Origin of the sequence: Sphingobium chlorophenolicum, from assembly GCF_000722875.1 — a bacterium.
Classification (GTDB): Bacteria; Pseudomonadota; Alphaproteobacteria; order Sphingomonadales; family Sphingomonadaceae; genus Sphingobium; species Sphingobium chlorophenolicum.
The window spans coordinates 1-12,932 of sequence record NZ_JFHR01000064.1 but is presented as its reverse complement, the minus strand read 5'-3'; the positions used below and the strand labels follow the sequence as shown (position 1 = coordinate 12,932).

Below are 12,932 nucleotides of genomic sequence, written 5' to 3'. Positions count from 1 at the left end.
CCTTATTCGATGACGATCAGCGGCTGGTCATATTCGACCGGCTGGCCGTTATCGACCAGCACGGCCTTGACCGTGCCCGCATGGGGCGCGGTGATGGCGTTCATGACCTTCATCGCCTCGACGATCAGCACCGTGTCGCCCGCCTTCACGGTCGAACCGACGGCGGCATAGGCCGCGGCGCCCGGTTCGGCGGCCAGATAGGCGGTGCCGACGATGGGCGAACGGATCGCATTGGCGGCTGCCGCAGGCGCGGCGGCTTCGGCCGGAGCGGCGGGGGCGGGCGCGGCGACGGCGGCCGGGGCCGCTGCGACGGGAGCGGGCGCGTAGACGGGCGCAGCGCCGCCGACCTTGCGCGCGACGCGGATCTTGCGATCGCCGTCTTCCACCTCGATTTCCGTCAGGTTGGTGTCGTCGAGAAGGGCGGCGAGATCGCGCACCAGTTGAACATCCACCTGCATTGCGCCCTTTTCAGCCTTGTCGTTCATTATGTGTCCCTGGACGGTGAATTTCGTTTCCGTGTCGTCGCGCCTATGCGCATTTCAGGCGAAGCGCAACTTTTGAGCGACGGGCTACAACTCCAGCGCCGCTTCCAGCGCCAGCATGTAGGACATCGCGCCGAAGCCCGCGATGGTTCCCTTCGCCGCCATGCCGACATAGCTTTTGTGGCGGAAAGGCTCGCGGGCATGGGGGTTTGACAGGTGGATTTCGATCACCGGAACCGTGATGCCCTTGATCGCGTCGTGCAGCGCGATGGAGGTGTGGGTGAGGCCGCCGGGATTGATGAGGACGGCATGCGCGCCCTCCGCATGCGCCTCCTGCAACCAGTCGATCAGATGGCCTTCATGGTTGGACTGGCGGAAGTCGATCTCCACATGGGCGCGGTTGGCTGCGTCCTCCATGCGTTCGGCTATGTCGTCCAGCGTGTCGTAGCCGTATATGTCCGGCTCGCGGGTGCCCAGCATGTTGAGGTTGGGACCGTTCAGGACGTAGATTTTGCGCGTTTCGGCCATGGCGGTCCCCCTTATGGTTGCGAGCGGGGCATGGAGGCCCCTATATGCGCGCTGATCTTTAGCCCTTCGTGTCGCGCCAAGTCGACACCTTGTTTGACAGGACAGAGCATTGAGCGTCGACGGAACCGTCTCCATCCATATCAATGGCGAGCATCGCCGCGTTCGGGCCGGGCTGACGCTGGCGGAACTGGCGAGCGAACTGGGCTTCGTGCCGGAAAAGGTGGCGGTGGAGCGCAATCTGGAAGTGGTGCCGCGTTCGACCCTGGCCGATGTGCGGGTCGAGGATGGCGATGAGCTGGAGATCGTGCATTTCGTTGGGGGTGGCGACCTGTCTGGGGTCGACGCGGATAGCTGGACCGTCGCGGGGCAGACTTTCCATTCGCGGCTGATCGTCGGGACGGGGAAATATAAGGATTTCGAGCAGAATGCGGCGGCGGTCGCGGCTTCGGGGGCGGAGATCGTCACCGTGGCGGTGCGGCGGGTCAATGTGTCGGACCCCAAGGCGCCGATGCTGACGGACTTTATCGATCCCCGGAAGATCACTTACCTGCCCAATACGGCGGGCTGCTACACGGGCGAGGAAGCGATCCGGACGTTGCGGCTGGCGCGGGAGGCGGGCGGCTGGGATCTGGTCAAGCTGGAGGTGCTGGGCGAGGCGCGGACGCTCTATCCCGACATGGTGGAGACGCTGCGGGCGACCGAGATTCTTGCCAAGGAAGGCTTCAAGCCGATGGTCTATTGCGTGGACGATCCGATCGCGGCCAAGCGGCTGGAGGATGTGGGCGCGGTGGCGATCATGCCGCTGGGCGCGCCGATCGGGTCGGGGCTGGGCATCCAGAATCGCGTGACCATCCGGCTGATCGTGGAGGGCACGAAGCTGCCGGTGCTGGTCGATGCGGGCGTGGGCACGGCTTCGGAAGCGGCGCAGGCGATGGAACTGGGCTGCACCGGCGTTCTCATGAACACGGCGATTGCCGAGGCGAAAGACCCGGTGCTGATGGCCGCCGCGATGAAGGCGGGGGTCGAGGCCGGGCGCATGGCCTATCGCGCCGGGCGCATGGGCAAGCGCATGTACGCCGATCCGTCGAGTCCGTTGGCTGGGTTGATCTAGGGACGATTTGGGTGGAGGGCGGACCTATCCTATTCCTCCCCATCGGGAGATGGGGAGGGGGACCGGCCGAAGGCTGGTGGAGGGGAATGGGGCACGACCTCCGAATTTCCCCTCCACCACTCGCTGCGCGAGCGGTCCCCCTCCCCACGCTGCGCGTAGGGAGGAATTGATGACGGCTATGGCCACTCCCTCCCATCTCACATCCATCGCATCCGTGCATCAGGCTCGTTCGGGGCGTGACGGCGGGGGAAGTCGCCGCTAAGACAAGGGCGCATTATCTGGCTTGAGGAAGCGTGATGAGCCTGGACGGCACTTATGACGAGGGCAATGTCTTTGCCCTGATTCTGCAGGGGAAAATCCCTTCGACCAAGCTCTACGAGGATGAGCATACCTATGCCTTCCTCGACATCCAGCCGCAGTCGAAGGGGCACAGCCTGGTCATTTCCAAATGGTCGAAGGCGCGCAACATCTTGGAGGTGGAGGATGAGGCGCTGGCGCAGGTGATGGCGACGGTGAAGAAGGTTGCCAGGGCGACCCGCAAGGCGCTGGACCCCGACGGCATCCATGTCGCGCAGTTCAACGGCGCGCCTGCCGGGCAGACCGTGTTCCACCTGCATGTCCATATCGTGCCGCGATGGGAAGGGCAGTCGCGCAGCTTCGTCGCCCATGCGCAGGGCGATTTCGCCGATCCGGCGGCTTTGCAGGCGCTGGCCGAAGAGATTCGCCCCCAGTTCTGATGCGGCCGATTCCGATGAAAGCGCTCTGATATGGCGCTCAAGCCCTTCAAGGCTCCCGGTGCGCGGATGGCGTTGCGTTCCAAGCGGGAGAGCAGGCGCTTTGCCGGTGGCGAACGGCCTGCGGAGGTGATCCTTGACATTTCGCGGCTGCTCTCGCGCAGTTTTCATGCCGCGCCGACCGGGATCGACCGGGTGGAGTTCACCTATGCCCGCGAATTGCTGGAGCGGATGCCGGAGCGGCTGGCCTTTGCCGCCGTGCATCCGGCGGGCGGCTATTATGGGCGGTTGAAGGATGCCGCCGTGCGCCAGTTCCTGGCCTTTACGGCGGCGCGCTGGCGCAACACGGGGCCGGTGGACGAAAAGGAAAGCAAGGCGGCGGTGATCCGTCATCTGATCGCCCTGCGGCCCCGTCCGGTGCCGGTGGCGCAGGGGCCGCGCATCTATTTGCAGGTGTCGCCGCATCATCTGGACGATGCGGAACAGGTGGGCGCGATCCTGCGAGCCGAGGGCGCGAAGTTCGTGACTTTGGTGCATGATGTGATTCCGCTTACGCATCCGGAATTTGCCCGGCCGCAGGGTGCGGAGGAGCATTTGAAGCGGGTGCGGACGATCGATCGCTATGCGGACGGGATCATCGGCAACAGCCAGGCGACGATCGACGCGCTGGCGCCGCATTTGAAGCGCGGGCTGGACGGGCGGGTGATCCGGGTGGCGCATTTCGGGGCCGATGCGCCGGACATGGTCGTGGAAGGCGGCCATGACGTGCCGGAGCGGCCTTATTTCGTCTATATTTCGACCATCGAACCCCGGAAGAACCATCTGCTGCTGCTGAATATCTGGCGGCGGCTGGTGGAGAAGCTGGGTGATCGGGCTCCCGTGCTGGTGCTGATCGGGCGGCGCGGCTGGGAGAATGAGAATGTCGTCGACATGCTGGAGCGCGCCGAAATCCTGCGCGGCCATGTGATCGAGGCGGGCAGCGTGCCCGACAATCGGATGAACGCGCTGGTCGCGGGGGCGCGGGCGATGCTGATGCCGTCCTTCGAGGAAGGCTATGGCATGCCGGTGATCGAGACATTGTCGGCGGGCGTGCCGGTGATTTGCAGCGACATCGTCGCGCATCGGGAGGTTGGCGGGGACGCGCCGGACTATCTCGATCCGCTGGACGGTCTGGGCTGGCTGAGGGCGATAGAGGCCTATGCCGAACCGGATTCGCCGGAGCGGGCGGCGCAACTGGCGCGGATCGCGGGTTGGCGGGCGCCGACCTGGGGGGCCTATTTCGATATCGTGGCCGATATGCTGGAAGAGATGACGGCTTCCGCCGTCGCTTGACGTCTTCGGATCGGGCGCGCAAGAAGCTGATGTGATTGCGTTTTCCGGCGGCTGAAAGTGTCGCGTGCGCGCAGGAACTGGACGGGGCAGGGGACGGCTTTTTTCGTGAACGCGCCAGCTTTTCTGCGCTCTCCCCCCTTTCCGGGCATCAAGCCGGCATTGGCCGCGATCAGCCATGTGCGGCAGGCCGGGGATGCGCCGGCCGTCGTGGCCGACGCGGTGCTGGACGCCATCGCCGAGGCGCGGGTGGGCGGCCCTTTCTGGGGCCATAGGCCGGGCGGGATCAGGCTGGTCGCGCGGACCGGGGTGGCTGTGCCGCAGGAGGCGCTGGGAGGGCTTTCGTCGCAGGAAATCGGTATTGTCGGCGGCGGTCGGCGCGTTGCGGGTCGCGCGCTGCCGTCGCCGGTCGATCCTTGGGCGGTGGTTGCCGGTGCGCGGTCGGTGCATGCGGCGGCGGATGACGAATTGGCGATCATTGCCGGCTTGCTGGGCGTGCCGGTCTTCGCGCCCGACCTGCGTCCCGTAGCGGTGGAGGCGTTGCGGGAGGCGGCCCGGTCGGCGGTGGCGGCGGCCCGCTATCGCGACTGTTTCACGGGCGAGCCGGTCGATGCCCTGCATGCCGTGGCGCAGCTGGCCGACTGGCGGCGGCATCTGGACGGCAATCGCGGCATAGCGGCGGCCAGCGGCATGGCCTTCTGGAAGCGGGAGGCGATCCGGCATTTCCTGTGGGACGGGCTATGCTCTCCCCCTTTCCTGCCGCCGCAAAAGGGGCTGAGGCGGGCGGTCAGGCAAGGCGGCGCGCTGGCGGTCTGGCCCTCTCGCGTGCCGCCCGCCGCGATGGAGGAGGCGCGGGAGCAGGGCGTGACCATCGCCAAGGTCGAGGATGGCTTCCTGCGCTCCAAGGGGCTGGGGGCGGCGCTGCATCCGCCGGGGTCGGTGGTGGTCGACCGGTCGGGCATCTATTATGATGCGCGCTTCCCCAGCGACATGGAAAAGCTGCTGGCGACCCATGGCTTCACCCCCGCGCTGGAGCGGCGGGCGGCGCGGCTGCGGGCCATGATCCGGGCATCCGGCGTCACCAAATATGGCAAGGATGAGGGGCGGATGATCGATCTGCCGCAGGGGCGCCGCACGGTGCTGGCCGTGGGGCAGGTCGAGGATGATCTGTCGGTCGAATTTGGCGGGGCGGGCGTGACCGGCAATCTGGACCTGCTGAAGCGGGTGCGCGCCGCGGAGCCGGACGCCTTCATCGTCTATCGCCCGCATCCCGACGTGCAGGCGGGATTGCGCAAGGGCCATTTGAGCGATGCGGCGGTGTTGGATCAGGCCAACGCCATCGATACCGGATCGCCGCTGATGCCCTTGGTGCAGGCGGTGGATGAGGTGCATGTCCTCTCCTCCCTCACCGGGTTCGAGGCGCTGATGCGCGACCGGCCGGTCACGGTCCATGGCATGCCATTTTATGCGGGCTGGGGGCTGACCAGGGATCTGGCCCCAGCCAATGGGCGGCGCGGGCGCTCCCTCACTCTGGATCAGCTTGTCGCCGGAGCCTTGATTCTCTATCCACGCTATCTGGACCCGGTCACGCGCCTGCCTTGCGGACCTGAAATCATGGTGGAACGTTTGGCAGGGGGAGCGCCGTCGTCCATGTCATGGCCGGTGTCATGGTTGATCCGACTGCGCACTTTACAGGGGAAGCTGCAGAGATTTATGACCTTGTCCGCCGAGTATTTCCATGGTTGACGCATCCGCCAAAACCTTCCTGTTTCTCCAGGGGCCGCATGGACCCTATTTCGCGATGCTGGCCGACGCGTTGCGGGCGCGGGGGCACCGGGCGCTGCGCATCAACATCAATGGCGGCGACAAGGTGGACTGGCCGGGCGAGGGCGCGACCGATTATCGCGGCACGTTCCGCAACTGGCCGATCTTCTTCGACGATTTCATCGTCAACCATGGCGTGACCGACCTGATCCTCTATGGCGATTGCAGGCCCTATCACGCCTCCGCGCACAAGATGGCGCGGCTGCGCAACCTGCGCGTCCATGTCGTGGAGGAAGGCTATATCCGCCCCGATTTCCTGACGTTGCAGGAAGATGGGGTGAACGGCAATTCCACCCTGCCGCTCGACCCCGAATGGTTCCTGGAGCAGGCCAAGAACCTGCCGCCGGAGGAAAAGGGGCTGGAGCCGCAAATTCCCTCCACCTTCCGCCAGCGCGCCTTCAACACCGGGCGCAACGGACTGGCGTCGGCGCTGATGCGACCGGTCTTCCCCTTCTACCAGACGCACCGGCCCAACAGCTTCCTGTGGGAGACGGTGGGCTGGTTCAAGAAGCTGAACCTGCGCCAGAATGAGCGCCGCAAGTCGCGGGAGGAATGGGCGAAGGTCAAGGACCGGCCCTATTTCACTTTGCCGCTGCAACTGGATTCCGATTATCAGATCCGGCTCCATTCGCCCTTCGGCACGATGCGGGCGGCGTTGCGCTTCGTGATCAAGAGCTTCGCGGCCCATGCCCCCGCCAATACCGCTTTGGTGGTGAAGCGCCATCCGCTCGATCCGGGGCTGGTCGCCTGGGGGCGGCTGACGCGGCGGCTGGCGGCGCAATATGGCGTGGGCGACCGGGTCTTCTATCTGGCGGACTGGGACATTGCCGAAGTGGTCGGCAATTCGCTGGGCGTGGTGACGGTCAACAGCACCGTGGGCACGCTGGCGCTGAATGCGGGCAAGCCGGTCGTCGTGCTGGGTCATGCCGTCTACAAGGTGCCGGGCGTGGTGCATAAACGGTCGCTGGACGAATTCTGGCTGGCGCCGGGCGCGCCCGACATGGCGCTTTATTCGGCCTTCCGCCGGGTGCTGATCGACCGTTGCCTGATCCGGGGCGGATTGCTGAGCGAGGAAGGGTTGCGCCTGCTGGTCGACAATGCGGTCGAGCGGTTGACCCGGCAGCCCCCCGCGCCCGCCCGGCGCGGGCCGGTGGTCCATGATCTGAGCAGCGCCCGCACTGCCGTTCGCTAGCGTGGCGGGAATGCCGCCCGGATTCACCGAAGATACTCTGGCTACGTTGGCGTCGGGGGCCAGCGCGCGGGTGTGCCGCGCGGGGAACGGCCATGTCGTCAAGATATTCCACGCCGCCGTGTCGGATGAGATGATCGAGCGCGAATATGCGGCGGCGGCGCTGGCGGCGGCGTGCGGCATCGCGGTCGCCCGTCCGGTCGGGCAGGTGCGGCTGAAGGCGGGCCGGGCGATCCTTTATCCGGAGGTCGAGGGGCCGACGATGTTGCGCCAACTGCGCCAGCGTCCGCTGCGCAGCGGGGCGATGTTGCGGGAGATGGCGGCGTTTCACCGGCGGATTCACGATTGCGCGGCGCCGGGGCTGCGGTCGTTGCAGGAGGTGTTGCGGACGGACATACTTTACGGTCCTGCCGATGCGGGCTTGCAGCGGGCGGCGTTGCGCCTGATCGACGGGTTGCCCGATGGCGACCGGCTGCTGCACGGCGATTTCCATGTGAAGAATATCCTGATGGCGCGGGAGGGACCGGTCGCGATCGACTGGTCGAAGGCGGCGCGGGGGCCGGTCACGCCGGACATCATGCGCACCGAAATGCTGATGCGCTTTGGCGAGGGGCCGCAGGACTGGCTGACCAACCGGGCGCGGGACTGGGCGGCGCGCTGCTATGCGGATCATTATCGCTGGATCGCGCCCGATCGTTTCGCGCAGGTTGCGGAATGGCGGGCGGTGGTCGCGCTGGCCTGGCTGCGGGCGCGGGCGCCGGTGCGGCGGAAGGCCTTTCTGGCCTATCTCAATCGTGCCTTGGGTGCGGTGGGACTGCCGCTCATAGCGGGATGATGTGATCGGCCAGCCGTTCGACCTCCGCCCGGTCGTGGCTGACATAGAGGATCGGCATGGCGAGGTCGCGCTTCATCCGTTCGATGACGGTCGATATCTCCTCCCGACGGGCCGGGTCGAGCGAGGAGAGCGGTTCGTCCAGCAGCAGGAAGCGGGGGCCTGACAGCAGCGCGCGGCCGATAGCCACGCGCTGCGCTTCGCCGCCGGAGAGGGTGGCGGGCCAGCGGTCGAGCAGATGGCCGATGCCGAGGAAATCGATTATGGCATCGAACGACAGGGGGGCGTCGCCATGCCGTCCGTAGAGGAGGTTTGCGCGCACCCGCATATGGGGGAAGAGGCGTCCGTCCTGAAAGACATAGCCTGCCTGACGCTGGGCCGCCGGGAGGTTGATCGCGGCGCTGCTGTCGAACAGCGTTTCGCCTGCGACCGTGATCCGGCCCCAGTCGGGCGTGACGATGCCCGCGACCATGTTGAGGATGCTGGTCTTGCCCGCGCCGGAGGGGCCGAACAGGGCGGTGAGGCCCGCGCCTGCTTGCGCCCGAAGGCGGATAGGACGGTCGCCGATGCGGTGGTCGATTTCCAGGTCAAAGGACATGGTTGGTCCTTCCTCCTCCGGCCCGGCGGGCGAGCGCTTCCGAAGCGACCAGCGCGGCCAGCGACAGCAGGATCGAGATGACGGCGAGGCGCGTCACCGCCGTCTCCGCGCCGGGCATTTGCAGCGCCGAATAGATGGCGATGGGCAGGGTGCGGGTTTCGCCGGGGACGTCGGACACGAAGGTGATGGTCGCGCCGAATTCCCCGATGGAGCGGGCGAAGCCCAGGACCAGTCCGGCCAATATGCCGGGCAGGGCGAGAGGCAGGGAGATGGTAAGGAAGACGCGGCGCGGCTTGGCTCCCAGGGTTTGGGCGGCCTGCTCCAGTCGTCGGTCTATGCCCTCTATCGAGAGGCGCATGGCGCGCACCATCAGCGGCATCGCCATGATCGCGGAGGCAAGCGCCGCGCCGGTCCAGCGGAACATGAAGCTGACGCCCAGCGCCTGTTCGAACAGCCTGCCGAGCGGGCCGTTCGCGCCGAAGAGCAGCAGCAGCAGCCAGCCGGTCACGACCGGCGGCACCACCAGCGGCAGGTGGACGAGGGCGTCGACAAGCAGCTTGCCGGGAAAGCGCGACCGGGCGAGCAGCCATGCGAGCGCGAAGGCGACCGGCAGCATCAATCCTACCGCTACCAGGCTGACCTGGAGCGACAGCGCGACGATGCTCCATTCTTCGGGGGAGAGGATCATGCCGCCTTCTTTCCAACAGCTTTGCGGAAAAGGCCAGCTTTCGTCATCGGCATTGCATCGCGCCGGTCCACAGGGCAAAGCCGCAACCCGTCCCTTCTGGAGCTTCCTTTATGAAATCCCTGATCGCGTTCGACCTCGATGGAACCCTTGCGGAGAGCAAGCAGCCGCTGGGCGAGGCGATGGGGGATGCGCTGGCGCGGTTGCTGGAGGTCGCGCATGTCGCGGTGATCTCCGGCGGGGACTGGCCGCAGTTCGAAAAGCAGGTGGCGAGCCGGTTGCCGGAGCCGGCGGACCGGTCGCGCCTGTGGCTGATGCCGACGACGGGGACGAAGCTTTATACCCATGGCGAGAGCGGCTGGACGCCGGTCTATGCCGAATTGTTCGATGACGCGCAGAAGCAGGCGATTTTCGCGGCGTTCGACGCTTCGCTGGAGGCGACGGGCTTCGTGCCGGAACAGGTGTGGGGCGAGCGGATCGAGGATCGTGGGAGCCAGATCACTTTCTCCGCCCTTGGCCAGCAGGCGCCGATCCATGCCAAGGAAGTGTGGGACCCCGATTTCGCCAAGCGCAAGGTGATCCAGGCGGATTTGCGGGGGCGCTTGCCGGGGCTGTCGATCAATATGGGCGGGGCGACCTCCATCGACATCACGCGGGAGGGGGTGGACAAGGCTTACGGCCTCAAGAAGCTGCGCGATGCGAGCGGGATCGCGCTGGATGCGATGATGTTCATTGGCGATGCGATCTTCCCCGGCGGCAATGACTATCCGGCGAAGGAGTTGGGGCTGGACACCGTGCGGGTGCGCGATCCGCAGGAGACGCTGGCGGTGATCGACGCCATTGTGGCCTGTCAGAAGTGATTCTCAAGGTCGGTTGAAACCGTAGCGGGCCAGGATATTCTGGCCCGGCCGGGACAGCAGGAAGCGGTGGAAGCCTTCCGCATCCGGGTTGCGGCTCGTGGTCAGGCGGGCGATGGGGTAGCGGATCGGCGCATGGCTGGCCGTCGGGAAGGTTCCGGCCACCACCACATCCTTCGATGCGCGGGCGTCCGTCGCATAGACGATGCCCAGCCGCGCCTCGCCGCGCTCCACCAGCGTCAGGGCGGAGCGGACATTGTCGCCCAGCGCCAGACGGTTCGCGACGCTGGGCCAGACGCCGAGCGCGGTGAGCGCCGCCTTGCCATATTTGCCCGCTGGCACGCTGTCGGGATTGGCCATGGCGAGCCGGGAATCGCCCAATGCCTTGGCGATCGGCATGCCGCGCGTGATGTGCAGCCGCAGCGGCGCGCGCGCCGGGGCGACCAGAACCAGCCGGTTGCCCGCCATGTCCGCCCTGGTGCCGCGCTGGAGCAGGCCCGCCCTTTCGACATCGTCCATCCAGTCTTCGTCAGCGGACACGAACAGGTCGGCGGGCGCGCCGCTCCTGATCTGGCGGGCGAGGGCGGAGGAGGCGGCGAAGGACAGGACCGGGCGAGCATGGCGCTGCGCCGCCCAGGCGTCGGCGGCGGCGTTCATCGCCTCCTGCATGCTGGCGGCGGCGAGCACCAGCGGGCCGCGCTGCTGGGCCACGGCGGGAGTCGGCAATATATGAAAGAATATAGCGATGAACGCGGCGGCGCGGAGAATCAGTTTCGGCATGGCCATGCTTCTGCCAGCTTCGCGCCCTTTTGTCTTGGTCCGCCTTGGGTTAAGCGGTGTTCATGACATGTCGTCCGACCCCGCTGGCACCGGCCTGATCGCATCGTGGCGGTCATCCGTTCGCTTTGCGGCCAATGCGGCGTGGGGTGCGGCATCCGCGCCGTGACTGGCCCCGACATTGGCGAGGGGCGCGAGGCCCGGCTGGAGGGCGATCCGGTGCATCCCGCCAATGGCGGCCTGCTCTGCACGCGCAGCGAGGCGTTGAGGGATTTGCTGCCGCTGGACGGCCGGTTGCTGCGGCCGATGGTGGATGGCCGGGCGGCCGGATGGGATCGGGCCATCGATCAGGCTGCGCGCCGCCTGGCAGACGTCATTGCCCGCCATGGCCCCGGCAGCGTGGCGATGCATGTGCCCGGCGGCCTGCTGACAGAGGATTATTATGTCGCCAACAAGCTGATGAAGGGCTTCATCGGCTCCGCCCATATCGATGCGCCTTCCAGCGAGGCGGGCGGCATGGCGGCGGCGCAGCGGGCGGCCTTTGGCGAGGATGTGATGCCCGCCGCCTATGAGGATCTGGCGCAGACGGACATGCTGTTGCTGGTGGGGGAAGCGACCGCCCGCCGCCATCCGGTGCTGCATGAGCGCATTGCCGAGGCGCGGACGGAAGAGGGCGTGCGGCTGATCCTGATCGCCGGGCGGGACGAGGGGCAGGAGGTCGAGGCCGATGAGCGGCTGACGGTCGTGCCGGGCAGCGAGGCGGCGCTGTTGAGCGGCTTGCTGCTGCATTGTCATGACAATGGCATGCTGGACGGGAATCCGGCGGTGGGGCCGGACTTCTGGGCCGGGCTGCGGCGGGGGCATGACCTCTGGTCGGTGGCGCGGGCCTGCGGGCTGACGCCGGGCGAGGTGCGCGGATTTTACGAGCAGGTGGCGGCCACGCCCCGGCTGGTGACGCTGTTCAGTCCGCAGGGCGAGGGGGAGGCGGCGGCGCGCCTGTCGACGGCTGTCCTCAATTTCCATCTGGCGACCGGGCGGATCGGCAGGCCGGGCGCGGCGCCCTTCGCGGTGACGGACGCCGCCAACAGCATGGGCCTGCGGGAGGTCGGATGCCGGGCCGGGGAACTGGCGGCGCATCGGGATTTTTCAGCGGAGGATCTGGCGCAGGTCGGGCGCTTCTGGGGCGCGGCGGCGCTGGTGGACGGGCCGGGGCTGTCTGGTGCGGCGCTGGTGGATGCCATCGAGGCCGGGCGGATCAAGGCTTTGCTGATGCCGGGCGGATTGCCGCCCGCTTCGCATCCGGTGCGCGATCTGCTGGAGCGGGTGCCGCTCATCATCCTGACCACGCCGTGGAGCGAACCGGAGATGGAGGCGCTGCGCATGATCGCGCTGCCTTCGCCGGTGTGGATCGAGAAGGACGGGACTCTGACGGGCGCGGACCGGCTGATCAGCCGTCAGCGGTGGCTGTTCCCGCTGCCCGGAGAGGCGAAGCCTGAATGGTGGATATGGACCCGGATCGCGCAGGCCATGGGCTGGCGCGAGGCCTTTCATTATGAGCGGCCAGCGGAAATCTATCGCGAGCATGTGCGGCTGACCGCCTATCGCAATGAGGGGGGGCGGTTGCTGAACCTGCGGCGGCATGCGCCCATTTCAAACCCGGCCTATGATGAGCTGACGCCGTGGCGCTGGGGGGAGGTGCCGTTCGATGAGGGGCGCTTTCCGACGCCGGATGGCAAGGCGCGGTTGGTCGCCTTTTGGGATTAGGCCGCGTGGACAAATTCGAAAAATGTCGTGAAATGGTCAACCCAAGACATTCCCCTCCCGTAGACGGGAGGGGCTAGGGGTGGGCGCGAGCGTAGCGAGCTTCTGACTTAGCGGTTGCTAAACAATGCCGATGTCGCGCCAGCCCACCCCCTAACCCCCTCCCGCAAGCGGGAGGGGGGATGACAGGAATCCACCCAAATCCCTCCGTCAGGCCAGGCCGGA

General features: G+C 67.0%; 13 protein-coding genes. 8 read left to right on the top strand and 5 right to left on the bottom strand.

All coding sequences use genetic code 11. The features are described from left to right. Positions 1–2 precede the first annotated feature (2 nt). Complete coding sequence (gene accB, locus BV95_RS19570) at positions 3–485, bottom strand: acetyl-CoA carboxylase biotin carboxyl carrier protein (protein ID WP_037456124.1); 483 nt, start codon at positions 483–485, stop codon at positions 3–5. A gap of 84 nt (positions 486–569) precedes the next feature. After that, positions 570–1,010, bottom strand: coding sequence for a type II 3-dehydroquinate dehydratase (gene aroQ / locus BV95_RS19565; RefSeq protein ID WP_037456121.1), 441 nt, complete (start codon positions 1,008–1,010; stop codon positions 570–572). 109 nt (positions 1,011–1,119) lie between these two features. Between aroQ and thiS the strand changes: the two genes are divergently transcribed. The 6 genes from thiS (at position 1,120) to BV95_RS19535 (ending at position 8,032) form a co-directional block, all read left to right on the top strand. Continuing rightward, positions 1,120–2,121 carry a sulfur carrier protein ThiS gene (thiS, locus tag BV95_RS19560; RefSeq protein ID WP_081873466.1) on the top strand — a complete coding sequence of 334 codons (1,002 nt, stop codon included), beginning with the start codon at positions 1,120–1,122 and terminating at the stop codon, positions 2,119–2,121. A 296-nt stretch (positions 2,122–2,417) separates the two neighbouring features. Then, positions 2,418–2,858 (top strand): HIT family protein, encoded by a 441-nt coding sequence (locus tag BV95_RS19555; RefSeq protein WP_037456118.1) that lies wholly within the window; start codon positions 2,418–2,420, stop codon positions 2,856–2,858. Positions 2,859–2,888: 30 nt separating this feature from the next. Beyond that, positions 2,889–4,187 (top strand): glycosyltransferase family 4 protein, encoded by a 1,299-nt coding sequence (locus BV95_RS19550; protein WP_037456116.1) that lies wholly within the window; start codon positions 2,889–2,891, stop codon positions 4,185–4,187. A 105-nt stretch (positions 4,188–4,292) separates the two neighbouring features. Continuing rightward, positions 4,293–5,930 (top strand): capsular polysaccharide export protein, LipB/KpsS family, encoded by a 1,638-nt coding sequence (locus BV95_RS19545; RefSeq protein ID WP_037456113.1) that lies wholly within the window; start codon positions 4,293–4,295, stop codon positions 5,928–5,930. Continuing rightward, a complete protein-coding gene (locus tag BV95_RS19540) occupies positions 5,923–7,200 on the top strand; it encodes a capsule biosynthesis protein (RefSeq protein WP_037456110.1) in 1,278 nt (425 codons plus the stop codon). Before BV95_RS19545 ends, BV95_RS19540 begins: the two co-directional genes overlap by 8 nt. Before the next feature lie 10 nt (positions 7,201–7,210). Further along, positions 7,211–8,032 carry an aminoglycoside phosphotransferase family protein gene (locus tag BV95_RS19535; RefSeq protein ID WP_037456107.1) on the top strand — a complete coding sequence of 274 codons (822 nt, stop codon included), beginning with the start codon at positions 7,211–7,213 and terminating at the stop codon, positions 8,030–8,032. On the opposite strand, the gene BV95_RS19530 is transcribed toward BV95_RS19535, so the two are convergent. Both BV95_RS19530 and modB read right to left on the bottom strand, forming a co-directional pair. Then, positions 8,019–8,627, bottom strand: a complete 609-nt coding sequence (locus tag BV95_RS19530) for an ATP-binding cassette domain-containing protein (protein ID WP_037456104.1) — start codon at positions 8,625–8,627, stop codon at positions 8,019–8,021. The two genes, BV95_RS19535 and BV95_RS19530, sit on opposite strands and share 14 nt — an antisense overlap. Beyond that, positions 8,617–9,315: a molybdate ABC transporter permease subunit gene (gene modB, locus BV95_RS19525; RefSeq protein WP_037456102.1), complete on the bottom strand. Its 699-nt coding sequence runs from the start codon at positions 9,313–9,315 to the stop codon at positions 8,617–8,619. The genes BV95_RS19530 and modB overlap by 11 nt, the downstream gene beginning before the upstream one ends. Before the next feature lie 110 nt (positions 9,316–9,425). Here modB and BV95_RS19520 point away from each other — a divergent pair, with 110 nt between their 5' ends. Then, a complete protein-coding gene (locus BV95_RS19520; protein ID WP_037456099.1) occupies positions 9,426–10,172 on the top strand; it encodes an HAD-IIB family hydrolase in 747 nt (248 codons plus the stop codon). Positions 10,173–10,175: 3 nt separating this feature from the next. Here the strand turns inward: BV95_RS19520 and modA are convergent, their stop codons facing one another. Beyond that, on the bottom strand, positions 10,176–10,949 hold the full coding sequence (gene modA / locus BV95_RS19515) for a molybdate ABC transporter substrate-binding protein (protein ID WP_037456175.1): 774 nt from the start codon (positions 10,947–10,949) through the stop codon (positions 10,176–10,178). Between the two features lie 105 nt (positions 10,950–11,054). On the opposite strand from modA, the gene BV95_RS19510 reads away from it, so the two are divergent. Then, positions 11,055–12,710 (top strand): molybdopterin-dependent oxidoreductase, encoded by a 1,656-nt coding sequence (locus BV95_RS19510; protein WP_037456096.1) that lies wholly within the window; start codon positions 11,055–11,057, stop codon positions 12,708–12,710. Positions 12,711–12,932 lie beyond the last annotated feature (222 nt).